At 65.1% G+C, this 20439-nt stretch carries 23 protein-coding genes and 1 pseudogene; 13 read left to right on the plus strand and 11 right to left on the minus strand.

Annotated elements, in window-relative coordinates; all coding sequences use genetic code 11:
- Positions 1–131: 131 nt before the first annotated feature.
- Entirely contained in the window at positions 132–1184 is a 1053-nt protein-coding gene (locus CA2_RS10405; protein ID WP_042416429.1) for an AI-2E family transporter, read from the plus strand.
- Between the two features lie 54 nt (positions 1185–1238).
- Here CA2_RS10405 and CA2_RS10410 read toward each other — a convergent pair whose 3' ends face one another.
- Positions 1239–1451: a hypothetical protein gene (locus tag CA2_RS10410; RefSeq protein ID WP_042416432.1), complete on the minus strand. Its 213-nt coding sequence runs from the start codon at positions 1449–1451 to the stop codon at positions 1239–1241.
- Between the two features lie 146 nt (positions 1452–1597).
- On the opposite strand from CA2_RS10410, the gene CA2_RS10415 reads away from it, so the two are divergent.
- The 3 genes from CA2_RS10415 to CA2_RS10425 all read left to right on the plus strand — a co-directional run bounded on the left by CA2_RS10415 (position 1598) and on the right by CA2_RS10425 (position 2898).
- Complete coding sequence (locus CA2_RS10415; RefSeq protein WP_042416435.1) at positions 1598–2194, plus strand: IMPACT family protein; 597 nt, start codon at positions 1598–1600, stop codon at positions 2192–2194.
- 129 nt (positions 2195–2323) lie between these two features.
- Positions 2324–2557 carry a hypothetical protein gene (locus CA2_RS10420; protein WP_042416440.1) on the plus strand — a complete coding sequence of 78 codons (234 nt, stop codon included), beginning with the start codon at positions 2324–2326 and terminating at the stop codon, positions 2555–2557.
- Positions 2558–2598: 41 nt separating this feature from the next.
- Positions 2599–2898 carry a helix-turn-helix domain-containing protein gene (locus tag CA2_RS10425; protein ID WP_042416441.1) on the plus strand — a complete coding sequence of 100 codons (300 nt, stop codon included), beginning with the start codon at positions 2599–2601 and terminating at the stop codon, positions 2896–2898.
- On the opposite strand, the gene CA2_RS10430 is transcribed toward CA2_RS10425, so the two are convergent.
- The gene (locus tag CA2_RS10430) at positions 2895–3671 is read right to left on the minus strand and encodes an SIR2 family NAD-dependent protein deacylase (protein ID WP_042416444.1); all 777 of its coding nucleotides are present in this window, start codon (positions 3669–3671) and stop codon (positions 2895–2897) included. The two genes, CA2_RS10425 and CA2_RS10430, sit on opposite strands and share 4 nt — an antisense overlap.
- 29 nt (positions 3672–3700) lie before the next feature.
- Positions 3701–4450: a 23S rRNA (guanosine(2251)-2'-O)-methyltransferase RlmB gene (gene rlmB / locus CA2_RS10435; protein WP_042416447.1), complete on the minus strand. Its 750-nt coding sequence runs from the start codon at positions 4448–4450 to the stop codon at positions 3701–3703.
- A 193-nt stretch (positions 4451–4643) separates the two neighbouring features.
- Here rlmB and sstT point away from each other — a divergent pair, with 193 nt between their 5' ends.
- Positions 4644–5858 carry a serine/threonine transporter SstT gene (gene sstT, locus CA2_RS10440; RefSeq protein ID WP_042416449.1) on the plus strand — a complete coding sequence of 405 codons (1215 nt, stop codon included), beginning with the start codon at positions 4644–4646 and terminating at the stop codon, positions 5856–5858.
- A 121-nt stretch (positions 5859–5979) separates the two neighbouring features.
- On the opposite strand, the gene CA2_RS10445 is transcribed toward sstT, so the two are convergent.
- Entirely contained in the window at positions 5980–6228 is a 249-nt protein-coding gene (locus CA2_RS10445) for a DUF3297 family protein (protein ID WP_042416452.1), read from the minus strand.
- A gap of 79 nt (positions 6229–6307) precedes the next feature.
- Entirely contained in the window at positions 6308–6991 is a 684-nt protein-coding gene (locus CA2_RS10450) for an ABC transporter ATP-binding protein (RefSeq protein WP_042416454.1), read from the minus strand.
- Positions 6992–7010: 19 nt separating this feature from the next.
- Between CA2_RS10450 and CA2_RS10455 the strand changes: the two genes are divergently transcribed.
- Entirely contained in the window at positions 7011–7670 is a 660-nt protein-coding gene (locus CA2_RS10455; RefSeq protein WP_042416457.1) for an arylesterase, read from the plus strand.
- Here the strand turns inward: CA2_RS10455 and CA2_RS10460 are convergent.
- From CA2_RS10460 to CA2_RS10470, 3 genes are all read right to left on the minus strand, one after another.
- Entirely contained in the window at positions 7627–8463 is an 837-nt protein-coding gene (locus CA2_RS10460; protein WP_042416460.1) for a DUF2189 domain-containing protein, read from the minus strand. The two genes, CA2_RS10455 and CA2_RS10460, sit on opposite strands and share 44 nt — an antisense overlap.
- A 172-nt stretch (positions 8464–8635) precedes the next feature.
- Positions 8636–9874, minus strand: coding sequence for a PLP-dependent transferase (locus CA2_RS10465; protein WP_042416606.1), 1239 nt, complete (start codon positions 9872–9874; stop codon positions 8636–8638).
- A gap of 83 nt (positions 9875–9957) precedes the next feature.
- Positions 9958–10443 carry a BON domain-containing protein gene (locus CA2_RS10470; protein WP_042416464.1) on the minus strand — a complete coding sequence of 162 codons (486 nt, stop codon included), beginning with the start codon at positions 10441–10443 and terminating at the stop codon, positions 9958–9960.
- Between the two features lie 175 nt (positions 10444–10618).
- Between CA2_RS10470 and CA2_RS10475 the strand changes: the two genes are divergently transcribed.
- The 3 genes and pseudogenes from CA2_RS10475 (at position 10619) to CA2_RS10485 (ending at position 14002) form a co-directional block, all read left to right on the plus strand.
- Entirely contained in the window at positions 10619–12277 is a 1659-nt protein-coding gene (locus CA2_RS10475) for a SulP family inorganic anion transporter (RefSeq protein ID WP_042416469.1), read from the plus strand.
- 78 nt (positions 12278–12355) lie between these two features.
- Positions 12356–13144, plus strand: a complete 789-nt coding sequence (locus CA2_RS10480) for a GGDEF domain-containing protein (protein WP_081888955.1) — start codon at positions 12356–12358, stop codon at positions 13142–13144.
- A gap of 10 nt (positions 13145–13154) precedes the next feature.
- Positions 13155–14002 (plus strand): annotated as a pseudogene (locus CA2_RS10485) (MinD/ParA family protein).
- A 97-nt stretch (positions 14003–14099) separates the two neighbouring features.
- Here CA2_RS10485 and CA2_RS10490 read toward each other — a convergent pair.
- Both CA2_RS10490 and CA2_RS10495 read right to left on the minus strand, forming a co-directional pair.
- A complete protein-coding gene (locus tag CA2_RS10490; RefSeq protein ID WP_042416472.1) occupies positions 14100–14513 on the minus strand; it encodes a DoxX family protein in 414 nt (137 codons plus the stop codon).
- 57 nt (positions 14514–14570) lie between these two features.
- Positions 14571–15284 (minus strand): pirin family protein, encoded by a 714-nt coding sequence (locus tag CA2_RS10495; protein WP_042416475.1) that lies wholly within the window; start codon positions 15282–15284, stop codon positions 14571–14573.
- Between the two features lie 124 nt (positions 15285–15408).
- Between CA2_RS10495 and CA2_RS10500 the strand changes: the two genes are divergently transcribed.
- From CA2_RS10500 to CA2_RS10515, 4 genes are read left to right on the plus strand one after another with little or no spacing between them, the layout of a single operon-like run.
- Positions 15409–16377 (plus strand): LysR family transcriptional regulator, encoded by a 969-nt coding sequence (locus CA2_RS10500; RefSeq protein WP_042416478.1) that lies wholly within the window; start codon positions 15409–15411, stop codon positions 16375–16377.
- A 4-nt stretch (positions 16378–16381) separates the two neighbouring features.
- On the plus strand, positions 16382–17341 hold the full coding sequence (gene gluQRS / locus CA2_RS10505; protein ID WP_042416481.1) for a tRNA glutamyl-Q(34) synthetase GluQRS: 960 nt from the start codon (positions 16382–16384) through the stop codon (positions 17339–17341).
- The gene (gene trmB, locus CA2_RS10510) at positions 17325–18089 is read left to right on the plus strand and encodes a tRNA (guanosine(46)-N7)-methyltransferase TrmB (RefSeq protein WP_042416484.1); all 765 of its coding nucleotides are present in this window, start codon (positions 17325–17327) and stop codon (positions 18087–18089) included. The genes gluQRS and trmB overlap by 17 nt, the downstream gene beginning before the upstream one ends.
- 39 nt (positions 18090–18128) lie before the next feature.
- Positions 18129–19121 carry a GGDEF domain-containing protein gene (locus tag CA2_RS10515; protein ID WP_042416487.1) on the plus strand — a complete coding sequence of 331 codons (993 nt, stop codon included), beginning with the start codon at positions 18129–18131 and terminating at the stop codon, positions 19119–19121.
- Positions 19122–19182: 61 nt separating this feature from the next.
- On the opposite strand, the gene CA2_RS10520 is transcribed toward CA2_RS10515, so the two are convergent.
- Positions 19183–20436, minus strand: coding sequence for a GGDEF domain-containing protein (locus tag CA2_RS10520; RefSeq protein ID WP_042416489.1), 1254 nt, complete (start codon positions 20434–20436; stop codon positions 19183–19185).
- Between the last annotated feature and the right edge of the window lie 3 nt (positions 20437–20439).

The raw sequence follows: 20439 nt of genomic DNA on the forward strand, positions 1-20439 counted from the left end.
TACAAATGCTCCTCAAAACATATTTCTTATGTAAAACCGCCTGCAGCATAGTTTCGGCAATAAGCAAGTCGCGTACAGTCTGCGCTTGAACATCGCACCAGCCGAGCCCCCTCAGCCCCATCCATCTGGCCATGCCCTCTGAAAAGACCACCAACCGCACCTTCTTGCTTCTCTTGATTGCAGTCAGCGCGGGATTCGGCGTGATTCTGTGGCCCTTCATCGGCGCCATCTTCTGGGCCCTGGCGCTGGCCATCCTGTTCCACCCACTGAACAAGCGCCTTTTGCAGCGCATGCCCAGCAAGCCCAACCTGGCCACCCTGGTCACTTTGGCGCTCTGTCTGCTGGGAGTCATCCTGCCGTTGGTGCTGATCGCCACCTCAGTGGTCAGCGAAACCGTGATCATCTACAACCGCATGTCGACGGGGCAGCTGGACTTCGGCACCTACTTCCAGCAGATCAGTGCCGCCATGCCCGCGTGGATGAAAGATTTGCTGCAACGCATCAACTTGGCGTCAACCCAGGAAATCCAGAGCAAGCTCTCCAGCGTGGCCGCCGAAGCCGGCAAACTGATCGCGGGCAAGGCCGTGGAACTGGGCCAGAACACGCTGGGCTTTGTGGTGAGCTTCGGCATCATGCTGTACCTACTGTTCTTTCTGCTGCGCGACGGCACCCGCCTCGCACAGCGCGTGCGCAACGCCATTCCAATGGAACGCGAGCACAAGCAAGCCCTGGCCGACAAGTTCGCCACCGTCATCCGCGCCACCGTCAAGGGCAACCTGGTGGTTGCCTGCGCCCAGGGGGCACTGGGTGGCCTGATCTTCTGGATTCTGGACATCCAGGGCGCTGTGCTCTGGGGGGTACTGATGGCCTTCCTGTCGCTGCTGCCCGCCGTGGGCGCCAGCCTGATCTGGGGGCCGGTCTCCATCTACTTCATGGCCACCGGCAGCGTCACCCAGGGCCTGGTGCTGGCCACCTATGGCGTGGTGGTGATCGGGCTGGTGGACAACATCCTGCGCCCCATACTCGTTGGCAAGGACACCAAGCTGCCTGACTACATTGTGCTCATCACCACCTTGGGGGGCATGTCGATTTTCGGGCTCACCGGCTTCGTGATCGGCCCAGCCATCGCCGCCCTGTTCATCGCCTGCTGGGAAATCTTCAGCCCGCAACAACCGGACGAGTAAGTCCCTCATCAAAAAGCCGCCCTCATTGGCGGCTTTTTTGCGGAAATCTCACGCTCACCACTCCCCGATGCTGCGCACCAGATGGTCCAGGTCACATGGCGTGGGGGCAGCCTGGGCTTGCACTGCCCGCGGTGCATCGCCACCGATCTGCGCCACATTGGAGGCTTGCCCCTGCTGCAAGGGCGCAGACAGTGGCGGGTGCTGCGTATGGTGGCGGCCAAAGGTGTGACCGGACAACAGGCTGTGGGTGGCAGGTGGTGTGGACATGGCGGCACGCTCCTTGAGCTCGACTGTAAGAAGCCTGAACAACCGCCGCCGTAGGACAAGGTTCACAAGGACTGTCACTGGGGCCTAGGCATAACCCTCACCCAGTCACCAGCGCGGCCCTCGGATTCATTTAAGCTTGCCGCCCTATGCCGCAAACGATTGCCCGCCCAGCCCACAGCGAACTGCTCATCAAAAAAAGCCGCTTCATCGGTTGCGTGCAACCCATTCACGATCGCGCCAGCGCCCAGGCGGTGGTCGATGCCCTGCGCCAGACCCACCCTGGCGCCGCCCACGTTTGCTGGGCCTTGCTGGCGGGCGGCCAGTCGGCTGCGGTCGATGATGGCGAGCCCAGTGGCACGGCGGGCCGCCCAATGCTGGAAGTCCTGCGCCACCACGACCTGGAAGGCGTGCTGGCCACCGTGGTGCGCTATTTTGGCGGCGTCAAGCTGGGCGCCGGAGGCTTGGTGCGCGCCTACACCGACAGCGTGGCCCAGGCCTTGCTGCAGGCCGAAAAGATCACATTGCAGCGCATGGTGACGCTGCAGTGCAGCCTGCCCTATGCCCTAGAAGGCTGGCTGCGCCGCGAACTGGAGCAGGCCGGCGCCCAGTTGCAGAACATCCGCCACCACAGCCGCGTGGACATGCAGTGGAGCATGCCCCAGCCGCACAGCGCAGCCCTGGTCCAGCACCTCAACGACGGCGGCCAGGGACGGATTGCTTGGCTGCCCTACTGGCCCGATTGATTCCAAGGCCCAGCCCCGCCAGCCTGCGCGTATCGGCCAAACAAAGCGGGCAATCGGTTTTTTATTGATCGACCGCAAGATGAGCTCCACTTTTAGAGTTCAGGTATTCCTACCGGACCCTGCCTGACCATGGATTTACGCTACGCCACCGCCCTTCGCAACGCCACCAACGCTTGGGCGCAGAACCGCGTCACCGACAGCCTGACGCTGCAGGAGCTGCGCCGTTCCCCCAACCAGCAGCAGCAACCGCAACGCGACCATCCCGCCACGCCGGGCAGCGCTGCAGCCACACCGATGGCGCACGCCCAACCCGAGCTGGCGCGCTACGGCAACCTGGGCACACGCCTCAACGTATTTGCCTGAGGCCGCCGACCGCGGCCTCCAAACCGGATTACAGTCGTGGCATGAGCACCACCCCAGCCACCGGCGAAGACCACCACAAACCCGCTTACCCCCTGGTCACCGCCTTGACCGCTATCCGCAAGGCCCGTCATATGACCCAGGCCGAACTGGCCCAGCATGCCGGGCTGTCGCGCATGACGGTGCAACGGCTGGAAAGCAACGGACTGGATCCACGGCTGTCCACCCTGCAGGAAATGGCTCGCGTGCTGGAGCAGGAGCTGGTGACCATCCCCCGGCACCTGCATGGCAGCTTCCACGAATGGTTGGCCGCGCAAACCGCGCACGGCAAGACCCACCCTTAAACACCCCCCTCATCCAGCCGCAGCAGTTGCGGCAATGCCTGGGCCGCCGTGGCGCGCACACAGGCATCGGCCAGCCTGTCCAGCTCGGTCGCATCGGGGTTGACCACCACCACACGTGCACCCTGCTGGTGGGCTTGAAAGACCAGCCCCGCTGCCGGGTAGACCACGCCCGAGGTGCCCACCACCAGCATCAGGTCGCAGGTTTGCACCGCGGCTTCCGCCTGCGCCAGGGCCGCCGCTGGCAGGTGCTCGCCAAACCAGACCACGCCGGGGCGCACCGGGTTGCCGCAGGTGGGACAGGATGGTGGCTCGCCCCCACGCTGCACGGCAGCCTCCAGATCGCACTGCGGGCACACCGCGTCCAGCCATTGATTGGCCAGCAAATCCCCGTGCAGGGCAATCACCTCCGGACTGCCTGCCCGCTGGTGCAGACCGTCCACGTTCTGCGTCACCAGTTTCAGCTTGCCCGGGTGGTGGCAAGCAAACTGCGCCAGCGCCCGGTGCGCGGCATTCGGCTGCACCGCAGACACCAAGTTCCGCCGGTGGGCATACCACTGCCAAACCCGCTGCGGGTGGGCCCGAAAACCTGGCTCCGACGCCATCTCCTGCGGATCGAACTGCGCCCAGATGCCGGTTTGCACGTCGCGGAACGTGGGCACCCCCGACTCGGCACTGACGCCCGCGCCGGTCAGCACCGTCACTTGCCGGGCCTGCTGCAGCCAGGCGCGCACCTGCCGCAGAATTTCAGTGTTTTCTGGCTCTGGCGCAGGCATGACAAGCGCTGACAGCTATCTTTTTGTGCTTATGCCTGGCGCTGGCGCACGGCCTCGTACAGGCACACGCCGCTGGCCACGGACACGTTCAGGCTTTCCACGGCACCTTGCATGGGAATGCTGATCAGCTCGTCGCAGGTCTTGCGGGTCAGCTGGCGCATGCCGTCGCCCTCGGCGCCCAGCACCAGGGCCACGGGACCCTTGAGGTCCACCTGGTACAGGTGCTTGTCAGCATCACCGCTGGTGCCGATGATCCAGATGTTGCGCTCCTTGAGTTCCTTGAGCGTGCGCGCCAGGTTGGTCACCATGAAGTACGGCACGGTCTCAGCCGCGCCGCTGGCCACCTTGGCCACCGTGGCGTTGATGCCCGAGGCATGGTCCTTGGGCGCGATCACGGCGTGCACGCCCGCGCCGTCGGCCACGCGCAGGCAGGCGCCCAGGTTGTGCGGATCGGTCACGCCATCCAGCACCAGCAGCAAGGGGTTGTGCACCCCGCTTTCCTCCAAGTCGTCCAGCAGCTCTTCGAGCGTGCGGGTGTCCTTGACCTCGTCCACGCGCGCGGCCACGCCCTGGTGGCCGTGGCTGCCGGCCAGCTTGGCGATGCGCATGGCATCGGCTTCGATCAGGCGCGCACCGGCTTCCTTGGCTTTTTCCAAGAACTGGCGCATGCGCGCATCGCGGCGCGTGCCTTCGTAATAAATCTCAATGATGGATTGGGGCGCGGTCTTCAGACGCACGCCGACGGCATGAAAGCCGAAAAGCACTTTGGGAGACGACATAGGGCAGCGATTATCCTGCTTCGCAGCCCCGCGCCAAGGGCCATGCGCAGATACCTGTAGGCCGGGCTTCGATTCGCCTCCGCGCCAGTGCATGGCACTTGATAGCGCCAAGTTATGAACTCATGCACCAGACAAGGAATCACGAACTCCCTACACTTGCGCACTTTCCCGACTTCGGTGCACGCTTTTCATCATGTTCCACCCCCTGCTGCGCTGGTCCAAGCAGACCAGCATCGTCACGCAAATCGTCATCGGCCTGGTGCTGGGGATTGCGTTGGCCCTGATCTGGCCGGACGCCGCCCTGCGCGTCGAGCTCTTGGGCACCCTGTTCATTTCGGCCCTCAAGGCCGTGGCGCCCATCCTGGTGTTCGTGCTGGTGATTGCCGCCATCAGCAACCAAAGCCCCGGCCAGACCGGGCACCTGCGCCCCATCCTGGGCCTGTACCTGGTCGGCACCCTGACCGCCGCCATCGTCGGCGTGACGGCCAGCATGCTGTTTCCATCCACGCTGGTGCTGCAGGATGCGGCCTCGGGCATGGCCGCCCCGGGCGGCATTGGTGAAGTGTTGGTCCAGTTGCTCAAGAGTGCCGTGGCCAACCCGGTCAACGCCCTGCTGAATGCCAACTACATCGGCATCCTGGTGTGGGCCATCGCCATCGGCATCGCCCTGCGCAAGGGCGCGGACAGCACCCGCCAGGCCATGGCCGACCTGTCCAGCGGCATCACCCTGATCATCCAGGCCGTGATCCGCCTGGCGCCGCTGGGCATTTTCGGGCTGGTGGCTTCCACCGTGGCCGCCACCGGCACCCAGGTGCTGGCTGGGTATGTGCACCTGCTGGCGGTGCTGCTGGGCTCCATGCTGTTTGTGGCGCTGATCGTCAATCCCCTGATCGTGTGGTGGCAGATCCGCCGCAACCCCTACCCGCTGGTGTGGATGTGCCTGCGCGAAAGCGGTGTCACGGCCTTCTTCACCCGCAGCTCTGCCGCCAACATCCCCGTGAACCTGGCCATCGCCAAGCGCCTGAACCTGGATGAGAACACCTACAGCGTGGCCATTCCCCTGGGTGCCACCATCAACATGGCCGGTGCGGCCATCACCATCAGCGTGCTGTCGCTGGCGGCGGCCCACACCGTCGGCATCGCTGTGGACATGCCCACAGCCATCCTGCTGTGCGTGGTGGCATCGGTCTGCGCCTGCGGCGCCTCGGGCGTGGCCGGTGGCTCTTTGCTGCTGATCCCCCTGGCCTGCTCGCTGTTCGGTATCTCCAACGATGTGGCCATGCAAGTCGTGGCCATCGGCTTCATCATTGGCGTGCTGCAGGATTCCGCCGAAACGGCGTTGAACTCGTCGACCGACGTGCTGTTCACCGCTGCGGCCTGCATGGCCCAGGAGCAGCGCCAGGGCTGACGCCTGCCGCACTCCCGTCGACCAAGGCCCCTGCACAGGGGCCTTTTTCATGGGCATCCCATGCCTGCGCGCACAAAAAAGCAGCCCGAAGGCTGCTGCTGGGGGCTGGACCAGTCCGGGCTCAGCGGTAGTAGGCTTCCACCGTGCCCTTGAGCTTGATCAGCAGCGGACGGCCCTTGCGGTCCAGGGTCTTGCCGGCCGGCACCTTCACCCAGCCTTCGCTCACACAGTATTCCTCCACATCGTTGCGGTCCTTGCCGTTGAAGCGGATGCCGATGTCGTGTTCGAACACGGCCGCCACGAAGAACTTGCTGCTGGGGTCAATCGACAGGTGATCGGGCAATTCTGGGCGGGCGATAGCGTCAGTCATAAAAATTTCCAGGTCTGCGGGCACAGGGCCCCAATTCACGAATGCGGCGATTGTCGTGCATTTGGCAATGCCCTGGCACTCACACCAGGCGCCCGGCCTCGATGGTCAGGGTGCGCTCGCACTGCGCGGCAATCTCGCGGTCGTGGGTGACCAGCACCAGGGTCGTGCCCAGCTCGCGGTTCAGCGACAGCATCAGCGCCATCACCGCTGCCCCGGTGGCGAAGTCCAGGCTGCCCGTGGGCTCGTCCGCCAGCAGCACGGCCGGCTGCACCACAAAGGCACGCGCCAGGGCCACGCGCTGCTGCTCTCCACCGGACAGCAGCTTGGGGTAGTGCCCCAGGCGCTGGCCCAGCCCCACGCGCTGCAACATCTCGCTGGCCTGCTGGCGCGCGCTGCGCACGCCGGCCAGCTCCAGCGGCAGCATCACGTTTTCCAGTGCCGTCAGGTTCGGCAGCAGCTGGAAGCTCTGGAACACAAAACCCATCTTCTGTCCACGCAAGGCCGCGCGCGCATCCTCGTCCAGTGCAAAAATGTCCTGCCCCTGCAGGCGCACCGTGCCCTGCGTGGGGGTGTCCAGCCCGGCCAGCATCGACAGCAAGGTGCTCTTGCCCGAGCCCGATGCCCCCACGATGGCTGCGGTCTGTCGGGGCTGCAGGCTGAAATGGATATCCCGCAAAATCTCCAGCGCACCGGTGGAGTCGCTCACGGTTTTATGCAGGTGCTCGACTTCGATCACCGGGGCAGACATCAATTCAGCAGACATGAAAGGCCTTATCGCTAGCATGCAAGACGCACAAACAAAGAAACACCGCCGCCACTTTATCGCGTCCTCGCTGGCCCTGGGCCTGTCCACCCTGGCCAGTGGCGTGCAGGCGCAGGCGCGCCCTGCCAAGCATGTGCTGGTGGTCGGGGATTCGCTGAGCGCCGAATACGGCCTGGCGCGCGGCACGGGCTGGGTGGCCCTGCTGGCGCAGCGCCTGGCGCAGCACCAGCAGCCGGTGCAGGTCACCAATGCCAGCGTCAGCGGCGACACCACCTCGGGCGGGCGCGCGCGGCTGCCAGGCCTGCTGAGCCAGCACCAGCCCAGCGTGGTCATCATCGAGCTGGGGGGCAACGATGCGCTGCGCGGCCTGCCGCTGTCCGGCACGCGCGACAACCTGCGCTGGATGACCCAGGCGGCGCAGGAGGCCGGCGCCAAGGTGCTGCTGCTGGGCATGCAGATGCCGCCCAACTACGGCCGGCAATACGCCCAGGATTTTGAACAGCTGTTTGCCAGCGTGGCGCAGGAGCGCAAGGCCGCGCTGCTGCCCTTCTTCCTGCAGGGCGTGGCCGATGGCAAGGACCCGCTGGCCCTGTTCCAGGCCGACCGCATCCACCCTAACGCCCAGGCCCAGCCGCTCATGCTGGAGAACGTGTGGCCGGTGCTGCGCCCTCTGCTGTGACCGGCTGCGATCCCACGCAGGCCCGGTAGGCGTGCCAGCTGGCGCAGCCCAGCCATGGCCCCACCACCACCAACGGCCACTGCCAGGGCACCAGCAAGGCAGCCGCCACCAGCAGCACGATCAGCCCCCCCCACAGCACCAGCGCCCCGGTCTGCGTGGTCACCACGCGCAAGCTGGTGATGGCGGCGGTCATGGCATCGGTGCCGCGGTCCAGCATCATCGGCAGCGAGACGACGGTGCTGCCGAACACCAGGGCCGCAAACACGCCGCCAACGGCGGCGTAGACCGCGATGAATTCCCAGTTGTCGACACTGAACAAGGCCTGGACCACGCCGGTGGTCGACGGCATGCCGGTGTTGAAGAACACGGCAAACACCACCAACGAAGCCCGGCCCCACAGCAGCTCCAGCACGATGAGCACCAGCACCAGCATGCCCATGCTGGCCAGTTGCTTGTCCCAGCAGGTGATGGACTGACCCAGGTCCGGGGCCAGCCCCTGCTCTAGGCGGCGGCTGGTGTCGTACAGCCCCATGGCCAGAAACGGCCCCAGCAGCAGGCAGCCGCTGGCCAGCGACATGGTGTATTCCGGGCTGGCCCGAAACACCCAGGCCAGCGCCAGCGCCATCAGCCAGAAACAGCTGCCGTAGAACAGGGCCACGCCCCAGGCGCGGCGGATATCACCCCAGCCGGCGGCCAGCCAGCGCAAGGGTTCTTGCCACCCGACGCTGCGGATGACGATGGGCGCGCCTTCGCTGGCGGCGACCACATGCACGGGGGAATCCGGTGTTGCCATGGCTGTCCTCCTGTGGGAGACAGGAAAACATAGCCACCCGCAGGCGTCAATCTGCGGAAAACACCCGATAAAAAAAAGAGCAGCTGGCTCGCCTCCAACAAAGGTTTCAGAGATATTTCACTCTGAAATCCAATATGGATGCACGCCAGCAGCTCCTGTTTTTCAGACGACCTCAGTCCTGCCAGGGCGTGCCAAAGGCCAGCTGCCACGCCTGGGCCAGGTCTTGCATCAGGTCCTGCGGGTCTTCCAGCCCGACGCAAAAGCGCACCACGGAGCCGGCCTGCAGGCTGCCGCGCCCGCCGCTGCGCATGCTGTCGATGTCATAGGGCACGACCAGGCTCATCGGCCCGCCCCAGCTGTAGCCCAGGCGGAACAGTTGCAGGCTGTCGCAGAATTTGTCGATAGCGGCACGGTCGTAGCGCGAATCGATCACCACGCTGAACAGGCCCGCAGCCGCGCCCTGGCCCTGGTTGGCGGCGCCGCACAGCTGCTGCCAGTGGGCATGGCCGGGCGCTCCGGCAAAAGCCGGGTGCAGCAGTTGCACCACAGCGCTCTGGCGCTGCAGCGCCGCCGCCAGGGTGCGGGCCGACAGGTCGTGCGCGCGATAGCGCAGGGCCACGCTGGACAGCGAGCGCAGCACCAGCTCCGCATCGTTGGCGCCGATGCCAATACCCAGGCGCATGTGCGTCAGCTTGATGCGCATGTGCAGGGCCGCGTCCGCCGTGATGATGCTGCCCATCAGCACGTCGCCACCACCACTCGGGTACTTGGTCAGCGCGTGCGCGGACACATCCACCCCCAGGCTGCCGCCATCGGCCAGCAGGTCGAACGGCTGGAAGGCCAGGCCCGCGCCCCAGGTGTTGTCCAGCACCGTGGTCACGCCGCGCGCGCGGCAGGCCTGGACCTGGGCGATCAGATCGGGGAACTCCATGCTCACGCTGCCCGGGGCTTCCAGCCACACCAGCGTGGTCGCCGGCGTGATCTTGGCCTGCAGGTCGGCCACATCCATGGGGTTGTAGAGCACCGGGCGGATGCCCCAGCGGGTCAGCTCGTGGTCGGCAAAATCCTTGTTCGGGCCGTAGGCGTTGTCGGGAATCAGCACCTCATCGCCCGCAGACAGCAGGCCCAGGGCCACGGTGCTGATGGCGCTCAGCCCGCTGGGCACCAGCAGGCACTGCTGGCCCCCCTCCAGGCTGCACAGGCGCTCTTCCAGCTGGTAGGTCGTGGGCGTGCCATGCAGGCCATAGGTGTAGCCGCTCTTGTCCAGCCAGCGGCGTGTACGCATGTCCTGCACGTTGTCGAACAGGACGGTGGAAGCCTTGTGCACCGCCGGCTGCGGCGCGGAGAAAGCGGCGGGGGCCTGGTACGCGTGGTGTACCAGCTCGGTCGTGATGTGGCGTGCTTGCTTCATGCCCACATGTTAAGCCGCCCACCGCGCGCACCGGCCAAGAAAAAGCCGCCCGAAGGCGGCCTTCTTGGAAACCGTGCGCCGGATTACTTCACGGTCAGCAAGTTGTTGACGGAGGACACGCCCTCCACGGCCTTGGCCAGTTGCTCGGCACGGTCCTTGCCCGCCTGATTGGGGGCTTCGCCGTGCAGGGTGACCACGCTGCCCTTGGTGTCCACATTGATCTTCAGCGCGCTCAGGTCGGCATCCCCCACCAGTGCGGCCTTGACCTTGGCGGTGATGCTGGCCTCGCTGGCCACGGCCAGGGCGTCGCTGGCCACATCCTTAGTGGCATCGGCAGCCTGCTGTGCGGCCTCCTTGGTGGCCTCTACGGCGTTTTCCATTTTCTGACCGGCTGCCTCGGCGGCGCGGTCTGCCTCCATCTTGGCCTTTTCAGCAGCTTGCTCGGTACGCTCAATGGTGTTGTCCAGCTTCTGGCCGGCAGTTTCTTCCTTGGGTCCGCATGCGGCCAGGCCCAGGGCCAGGGCCGAGACAGCCAGCACTTGAACAACGCGCTTGTGAGATATCGACATGTGTGAAAGCTCCTCATCAATCTTCATATAGGCAAAGCCACGGCCTCAACACCGTGACGACGTGGGGTGAATCCTAGTGGCAACCCGAATCCAGCCCGGTCGGAGAGGGCCGAAGCGTCCGTAGGACAAGCACGAACATCCAAGACGCCCTGCAATCCCTCCACAATAGCGGCTTATGCAATTGAAACAGTGGTTCCCCTTCCTGGCCTGGCCCCGCCCCACCTGGGCGCTGGCCCGCGGCGAAATGCTGGCAGGGGTCACGGTCGGCCTGATGCTGCTGCCCCAGGGCGTGGCCTATGCTGCACTCGCGGGCATGCCGCTGGTCACCGGCATCTACGCCGCCCTGCTGCCTTCGCTGGTGGCCGTGCTGTGGAGCAATTCCCCCCGCCTGGGCGTCGGCCCCACAGCCCTGACCAGCCTGCTGATCGGTGCGTCGCTGGCCGGCATGGCCGAACCCGGCAGCGCCCACTGGGTCACCCTGGCCTGCTGGATGGCCATCATGGCCGGCGCCGTGCAGTGGCTGCTGGGCGCGCTGCGCAGCGGCTGGCTGGTCAACCTGGTCACCTCGCCGGTGCTGAACGGCTTCACCCAGGCAGCAGGCATCCTGATCCTGCTGTCGCAGCTGCCCGACCTGCTGGGGCTGCGCAGCACCTGGAGCGCCTGGTTCCACAACCCCGATTTGCACCACTTCGACGGCTGGGCCGCCGGCTTTGGCCTGGGCGGGCTGGGCCTGCTGCTGCTGCTCAAGAAACTAGCCCCGCGCTGGCCCGCGGCCGTGCTGGTGGTGGCCTTGTGCGGCATGCTGAGCGCCGCCCTGGGCTATGCCGAACGCGACGGCAACATCGTCGGCCACCTGCCGGCAGGCCTGCCCGGGCTGAGCTGGCCAGCCGCCATCGGCTGGGACGAAGTCTCGCGCCTGCTGCTGCCCGTGATCATGGTCAGCCTGGTGAGTTTTCTGGAAGTGGCATCCAGCGCCCAGTTGGAGCACCGCCAGGCCGGCACGCGCTGGAATGAAAACCAGGACCTGATCGCCCAGGGCATGTCCAAAGTAGTGTCCGGCCTGAGCGGCAGCTTTGCCATCAGCGCGTCGTTTTCCCGCTCGGCCGTCACCCTGAACGTGGGCGCCAAGACCGGCTGGACCAGCGTGTTCGCGATCGGCATGGTGCTGGTGACGGTGCTGTGGCTCACGCCCTGGCTGTACCACATCCCCCAGGCAGCCCTGGCGGCGGTGGTGGTCTCGGCCGTCATCAACCTGATCCAGCCACGCAGCCTGCAGGCGTTGTTTCGCATCTCGGCAGTGGAAGGCAGCATCGCCCTGACGACCTTCGTGCTGACCCTGGCCACCGCGCCGCGCCTGTACTGGGGGGTGCTCACGGGCGTGCTGCTGAGCCTGTGCCACTTCCTGTACCACCGCCTGCACCCGCGGATCGTTGAGATCGGCGAACACGCGGATGGCAGCCTGCGCTCGCGGGCCATCTGGAACCTGCCGCCCATCACCCCGCACGTGCTGGCCGTGCGCCTGGATGCCGAGTGGGACTTCGCCTCCTCCGCCGCGCTGGAACGCCATCTGGCCCAGGCACTGCAGGAGCATCCGGACCTGCAGGCCCTGTACCTGGACGCCCAGCCCATCAACCGGATCGATGTCACCGGCGTGGAGAGCTTTCTGCGCTTGCGCCAAAGCCTGCAAAAGCGCGGGATTGACCTGCATATCGGCGGATTGAAATTGCCGGTGCAAGCGATACTGGACAAAGCAGGATGCCTGACCCCCGGCACCGGCCTGCACCTGCACCGTACCAATACACAAGCACTGGCTTTTTTGCGCAACGCTTATTGAGGTAAATGGCAGGAAGCCCGCACCCAGTCTGCATGGACTGCTACACTTGAACGAATTAACCACGCTGGATCGTTTTTTGTGACTGGTACTGCCACAACTCTCCCCATCACGCTGCATCAGCTCCGTCTGGACGGAGCGCTTGCACTGCTGGGTAAAGAAGAAAGTGCAGGCCTGCCTCCAGCGGACCACGATCCCTCCGGCCACTTGCAAGCCATCATCGATGAGCTGTGCGACCTCTCCCTGCGCGACCCGCTGACCGGTTGCGCCAACCGCCGCCAGTTCGACACCATCCTGGACCGTGAACTGGACCGTGTGGCACGCTCCGGTGACGTGGCCCTGCTGCTGATGATCGACGTGGACCATTTCAAGCGCGTCAACGACCTGCACGGCCACAACGTCGGCGACCTGGTGCTGCAAGCGGTGGCCCAGGCCCTGAATAGCTGTGTGCGCCCCATGGACACGCTGGCCCGCTATGGCGGCGAGGAATTCGCCGTCGTCCTGCCGGCCTGCCAGCCCGCCTATGGCCAGAATGTGGCCGAACGCGTGCGCAAGGCGGTCGAAGCGTTGCGCGTGCCGATCGCGCCGGGCCAGGAGTTGACCGTCACCGTCAGCATCGGCGGTGCCTACGCCCTGCAATGGATACGCAGCACGCGCAAGCTGTGGATCGAACGCGCGGACCAGCAGTTGTACCAAGCCAAGAGCCATGGCCGCAACCGGATTGAAATCGAACAACAACCTGACAGCACCGTGACTGCAGAAGAAAAAAAACTGCTTTTTGTCCCCGATTTGACTGGCGATACCAGCTGGCCCGGGGATTGGTCCGATGTATTCGCCGCCCCCCTGGGCTCGACAGATGGCGTCAACTGAAAGCATTGAGATGAGCGACGTGCTGTCCCCCCTCCACCCCACCAAGGCCACCATCCCTGGCGGCGAACTGCGCACCATCCGCACCTCGAACGCGCACATCATTGCCGTCACCAGTGGCAAAGGCGGGGTGGGCAAGACCTTTGTCTCCGCCAACCTGGCCGCCGCGCTGACCCGCCTGGGACTGCGCGTGCTGGTACTGGACGCCGACCTGGGCCTGGCCAACTTGGACGTGGTGCTAAACCTCTACCCCAAGGTGACGCTGCACGATGTGTTCACCGGCAAGGCCTCGCTGCAAGACGCGGTGATCACAGCCCCCGGCGGCTTCCATGCGCTCTTGGCCGGCTCGGGCATGGTCGAATACTCGCGCCTGACACCCGAGGTGCGCAATCAGTTGATCCATGTGATCGACACCCTGGCCCCCAACTACGACGTGGTGCTGCTGGACACAGGCGCCGGCATCTCCGACGTGGTGCTGTTCTCGGTCTCGCTGGCCAAGGAAGTGCTGATCGTGGCCACGCCGGAACCCACCTCGCTGACCGATGCCTATGCGGCGATCAAGGTGCTGGCCACCCAGCAAAAGCGCCAGAACATGCGCCTGGTGATCAACCAGGCCATCCGCCCGGGCGATGGCCGCGCCATCACCGGCCAGCTGCAGCAGGTGCTGAACCGCTTCGTCAACACCGAGTCGGGCCTGCCCATGCGCCTGATCCACATGGGTGACATCCCGGCCGACAAGGCCGTGCGCGATGCCGTCATGCGCCGCCAGTTGTTGCTACCCCGGGCTGCGCCGCCGCGCTGGCCGTGGCCCAGCTGGCCAGCCGCATCAAATCCATGCTACCCGCACCGCAACCCGAGTGATTGCGGCGCGATGCCCATAAAAAAGAGCTGCACAACGCAGCTCTTTTTTATGGGATGAAGGTGGCGAGCCCAACTGCCCCACCACCACCGATCACGCTCAAACGCGCTGGCGCTTGGCGTCCAGGCTCCAGCGGCCTGCCCCGAAGGCGGCGAAGGCCAGCAAGCCACCCGAAATGGCCAGGTTCTTGTTGAACATCAGCTGCTGCATCATGGCCTGGTCGGCTGGCAGCGACCAGTAGGCGTGGAAGAAGAAGCTGGCCACCAGGGTGAAGAACGCCAGCAGCACGGCAGCAGGGCGCACCATGAAGCCGACCAGCAGCAGCAGCCCGCCCACCAGCTCGATCAGCAGACCGACCGCCACGCCCACCTCGGGCAGGGGGAGACCCACGGATGTCGCATAGCCGACAGCGCCGGAAAAGCCGGCAATCTTGCCAAAACCGGCAGGCACAAACAGCCACGCCAGCAGCATGCGGCCCACCAAGGCCAGGGTGTCTTGAAGAGAGTTGTTCATATTCGTGTGCTTTCTATGGGCAGTGCCCTTGGGTGAATCCATCTACAAACCAGGCACTCAGGGTGCCAAATCAAACACCAGCAACTCAGCAGCCTGCTGGCTCTCCATGCGCAGGCTGCGCTCATTTTCTGCAAGCAGCGCATCGCCACTTGTCAGCTTTTGCCCCGCAATCTCGATGTGGCCCTGGACCACCAGGACATAGGCCTTGCGCCCCTGGGGCAGCACATGCTCCAGCTGCACTGTCTGCCCGGGCTGCGGACGCACCAGGCTGGCGTAGATGCGGGCATCGGCGTTCAGGTGGACGGAGCCTTGGTGGCCGTCGGGCGACGCCACCAGGCGCAGGACATTGGTCTTTTCGGCATCACTGAAGCGCTTTTGCTCATAGCCAGGCTCGAGCTCCTTGCGGCTGGGCAGCAGCCAGATCTGCAGAAAGTGGGTGGTGCGGCCGGCCGCGTGGTTGTGTTCGCTGTGGACCACACCGGTGCCGGCCGTCATGCGCTGGACTTCGCCCGGTGCAATCGTCTGGACGTTGCCCATGCTGTCCTTGTGCGACAGCTCGCCTTCCATGACATAGCTGACGATTTCCATGTCGTGGTGGGGGTGGGCGCCAAAGCCGGTGCCGGCTGCGATGCGGTCTTCGTTGATGACGCGCAGGTTGCCCCAGCCCATGTGGGCGGGGTCGTAGTAGCCAGCGAACGAAAAGCTGTGGAACGACTTGAGCCAGCCGTGGTCGGCGTAGCCACGTTCGTGGGATTTGCGGATTTGAATCATGGGGTGCTCCTTGCATCTGCGGGTCGTGACCTGCCATGTCCAGAACTGTAAGGGCGCCAGTTCCAGCGTTGATCGCCACCGTTTGATGGCATCATTCAAACTCTTTGAATGAGCGTTCCACCGCATGCCCAGCCCTCGTGATGTTTTAACGCCAGACAGCCTGGCCATGTTGCAGGCCATTGCCGACACTGGCAGTTTTGCCGCTGCGGCGAGACAGTTGCACCTGGTGCCCAGTGCGCTGACCTACCGCGTGCGCCAGATGGAAGAAGCGCTGGATGTGCTGCTGTTCGACCGCAGCACCCGCCAGGCCCAGGCCACCGAAGCGGGCCAGGCCCTGCTGACCGAGGGCATCCGCTTGCTGCAGGACATCGACGCCGTGGCGCACCGCGTGCGCCGCGTTGCCACCGGATGGGAGCCGGAACTCACCCTGGTTGCCGACGGCGTGATCTCCCAGGCCACCTTGTTCGACCTGGTTGAGGCCTTCTACGCCCTGAAGTCCCCCACCCGGATCAAGCTGGGCATGGGCACGCTGACCGGCCCGGTCGAGCTGCTGAGCACCGGCCGGGCCGACCTGGCCCTGGGCGTCGGCAGCAACAACACCAGCGTGCCCGGGCTGCAGCTGGAGGACCTGGGCGACATCACCTTTGTTTTTGCCGTGGCGCCGTTCCACCCCCTGGCGCAGGTGGAGCAGCCCATCACCGACGAACTGCTGCTGGAGCACCGCCTGATCGTCGTCGCCGACTCGGCCCAGCGCGAGCGCACCTCCATTGGCCTGCTGGGCGGCCAGGACACGTTCACGGTCGACACCGTCCAGGCCAAGATCGACGCCCAGGTGCGCGGCCTGGGCTGCGGCTTCCTGCCCGAAAGCATGGCCCGCCCCTATGTGGAGGCCGGACTGCTGGTCACCAAGCCCGTCACCCGCCCCACACGCCAGCTGCGCATGCGCTATGCCTGGAAAAAACCCAGCAGCGGCGGACTGGGCAAGGCGTTGCACTGGTGGCTGACCCAGCTGCAAAGCCCGGTGACGCAGAAAGCCCTGCTCAACGACCACCGCCTGTCGCCCACGGCCGTGGCCGGCCCGGTACAGGTCTGACCCCATGCCCCGCACCGCGTACCGCGGGCGCTTTGCGCCCTCGCCCACCGGGCCGCTGCATGCCGGTTCGCTGGTGGCTGCCCTGGCCAGCTGGCTGGATGCGCGCGCCCAGCACGGCACCTGGCTGGTGCGCATCGAGGACATCGACCCCCCACGCTGCCCCCCCGGGGCGGACCAGACCATCTTGCAGCAACTGGCCCAGTGCCACCTGCTGCCGGATGAAGCCCCCACCTGGCAATCGCAGCGCCACAGCCATTACGCCCAGGCCCTGGCCCAGTTGCAGCAGGCAGGCCTGGCCTATGCCTGCGGCTGCACCCGCAAGGACATCGAGGCCGCCTGGCAGCGCCTGGGACTGTCCCACCAGCGGCATGTGGAACGCCCCTACCCCGGCACCTGCCGCCAGGGGCTGCACGGCAAGCCGGTGCGCAGCTGGCGCTTTGCCCTCGAAGCTTATGTATCCAATTGGCCTGCAGCGCAGACAGGGCAAGCGCTGAGTGCTCCTTTTTCCATAATTGACGGTTGCCTGCACTGGCACGACCGCCGCCTGGGCCCGCAACAGCAATGCCCCGGCCAGGTGGCCGGCGACTTTGTGCTGCAGCGCGCCGATGGCCTGTATGCCTACCAGCTGGCCGTGGTGGTGGACGATGCCCTGCAGGGCATCACCCACGTCGTGCGCGGCGAGGATCTGGCCGACAACACACCCCGCCAGCTGTTGCTGCAGCACGCCTTGGGTCTGCAGCATCCGCAGTACCTGCACACCCCCCTGGTGCGCATGCCCGATGGCGAAAAACTCTCCAAACAGCATGGCGCCCCGGCGGTGGAGCTGCACCAGCCGCTGCAGGCCTTGAATGCCGCAGCCCAGGTGCTGCAACTGCCCGCGGCAAACCCCGAAACCACGGTGGCCGATGCGCTGGCGCAGTGGGTTGAAATCTGGCGCTCCACTTACAATGCGCAGCGTGACTGAGCAACAAAACACCCCCCAGGCTGCCCCGGACGCAGCCGCCCCCCAAGCACACGCCGCAGGCCAGGCCCCGGCGGATGTGGCATTTCCCAAAACCATTCGCAGCTATGTGCGCCGCACCGGCCGTGTGACCACCGGCCAGGCCAAGGCGTTCGAGGACCTGGGCCCCCAGTTCCTGCTGAGCTACGCGAACGCACCGTTCGACGCCCAGGCCGCATTCGGCCGCCCCGGTAAGCTGATCCTGGAGATCGGTTTCGGCATGGGCGAGGCCACCGCGCACATTGCCCGCGTACGCCCCGACGACAACTTCCTGTGCTGCGAAGTGCACGAGCCCGGCGTCGGCGCCCTGCTCAAGCGCATTGGCGAGCACGACATCACCAACATCCGCATCCTGCAGCACGATGCCGTGGAGGTGATCGACCAAATGCTGCCCGAAGGCAGTATTGACGGCGTGCACATCTTCTTCCCCGACCCCTGGCACAAGAAAAAGCATAACAAGCGCCGCCTGATCCAGTCGCCGCTGGTCGCCAAGCTGGCCACCCGCCTCAAACCCGGTGGCTACATCCACTGCGCCACCGACTGGGAACCCTATGCCGTGCAGATGCTGGAAGTGCTCAGCGCCGAACCGCAGCTGGCCAACACCGCGCAGGGCTATGCCGCCAAGCCAGATTACCGCCCGTTAACAAAGTTTGAAAATCGGGGGCTACGTTTAGGCCACGGAGTCTGGGACTTAGTCTTCACCAAGTGTTAAGCTGCGCGCTTCCTGGTTGTCACCACCGCGCCGAACTTCATGCACCTTCTGCAAAACTTGGTTCAAATGACCGGCCAACGCGATCATTTGCGCTTGGAGTTGTCCGTACTCTCCACGTTCTTGCAGTTACCGCACATCACGAATGTTCGGGCGCTGGAGCTGCTCAAGCTCGGTGACCAATACTGGGTGCGCCCCCGCACCTGGTACGAAGCCGGCCAACTGGTGGCGGCCGAGCAGGACTTTGCCAACGATGCCCAGCGCTTTCCGCTGCAGGCCCTACCCCACCTGCAGGCCTGCATTGCCCACAAGGCGCAACAGGCCCAGCACTCCGACGCGCACCAGCACACCATCTGGTTGCCCGTCTGGATGCACGAGCAAGTGCATGTGTGCATTGAGATCACCCAGTCCGAGCCCTTCAACACCCACAACCTGGACGTGATCACCGGGGTGTTCAACGTCTACCAGAACTACCAAAGTCTGCTGGACTACAGCGAACGCGATGCGCTGACGGATCTGCTGAACCGCAAGACCTTCGACGAGCACCTGCTGCGCTTTGCCAGCGCCGTCAGCATGCAGACCGAGATCCAGCCGTGGCTGGCCGTGATCGACATCGATCACTTCAAGCTGGTCAACGATCGCTTCGGCCATTTGTTCGGTGATGAGGTGCTGATCCTGGTGGCCAACCTGCTGCGCTCGGCCTTCGGCCCGCGCCACCGCATCTTCCGCTTTGGTGGCGAAGAATTCGTGGTGCTGATGCCCCCGATGGCCAAGGAATCCGCGCAGGCCTCGCTCGAAGCTTTCCGGGCCATGGTGGCGCGGCATGATTTTCCGCAGGTCGGGCAGGTCACCGTCAGTGTCGGCTTTGCCGGCGCCAAACTGTGCTCGCCCGTGGAAATCCTGGGGCAGGCAGACCAGGCCTTGTACTACGCCAAGGAACATGGCCGCAACCGCGTCTGCCACTTCGAGAGCCTGCAGGATCAAGGCCTGCTGGGTGGCTCCCAGGTGTCACACGCGGACGTCGAGCTGTTCTGAGCCCCTTAAACCGCACCTGCGCCAAGGGATGGGCTGGGCCGAAGCACCGCACTGCCGTGACTCACACCGTGGTATCCGCACACACGCGGTCCCGCCCCAGGTCCTTGGCCCGATAAAGCATGTGGTCGGCACGCTCCAGCAGGCTCTTCATCGAATCCCCCGACTGGTATTCGGCCACGCCGAAGCTGCAGGTCAGCCACAGGCTCAAGCCGTTGCACCCCCAAGGCGTGGCGCGCATGTCCGCGGCCAGCCGCTGGGCCACGGCCTGGGCGTGTGACAGATCGGTTTCGGGCATGAAGATCACGAACTCTTCGCCACCGAAACGCACCATCCAGTCCAGGTTGGCCCGCAGGCATGCCTGCAAGCGCGCTGCCACTGCCGTGAGCACGGCGTCCCCCACGGCATGGCCGTACTGGTCGTTGATGCGCTTGAAATGGTCAATGTCCGCAAAAATGACCGCAAACGGGCGCCCATAGCGCACGCAACGCTCCATCTCCAGCGGCAGGCGCTGCTCCATGGCGCGGCGGTTGAAGGTCCCAGTCAACGCATCCAGCTGGGACAGGCGCTTGACTTCATCCACCAGGGCGATCAGCTCCGCCGTGCGCTCCTTGACCATGCCATCCAGGTCCTTGATGTGGCGATCCAGGGCTTGTTGCAGGTGCTCGAAACCTTGCATCACCATATCGATCTCGTCGGCGCGGGCCCGTTCCGGGCGCCGGACTTCCAGCGGTTGGTTCAACGTCTCGGGCCTGAGGTTGCGTGCAAAGTCCGCGATCTGGCGCAGCGGCAGACCCAGGTCGCGGCGCATGACCCAAGCCACCATCAGGCACATCAGCACCGTGAAGATCAAATAGCCGGGAATCACGCGCTTTTGAGACTCCCACAACAGATTGCGGTAATAGGTGCGATCAGCCCAGACCTCGATCGTGCCCAGAGGCTGCTGCAGCGCGTGGGGGGCGTAAATCACCGTCTGGTAGGACGGCACATCCTGGGCACCCCCGTCACGCCCGGATGTCAGGATTTCGCCGGTTGACCGGATGTGCACCTGCACCAGCCCCACCGCCTCCAGCTCCGTCAGACGGCGGATCTGAAAACTCAGCACATCGCGATCAATGTCCCAGATGGCATGCGCCATCGCCTGGCTGCTGGTCTCCACCATCAAGGCCATGGTCTGGAAGAGCAGCTTTTCCTGCTGCTGGCGCTCCAGCCACAGCTGCAGCCCCCCCATCCCGATCAGGCAGACCAGCGCCAACGCGATAATGCGTTGCAACATCAAGGTGGCAATCGAGCGGAACTCCCCGGCTTCACGGTGCATACA

This window comes from Comamonas aquatica NBRC 14918, assembly GCF_000739875.1.
Classification (GTDB): Bacteria; Pseudomonadota; Gammaproteobacteria; order Burkholderiales; family Burkholderiaceae_C; genus Comamonas; species Comamonas aquatica.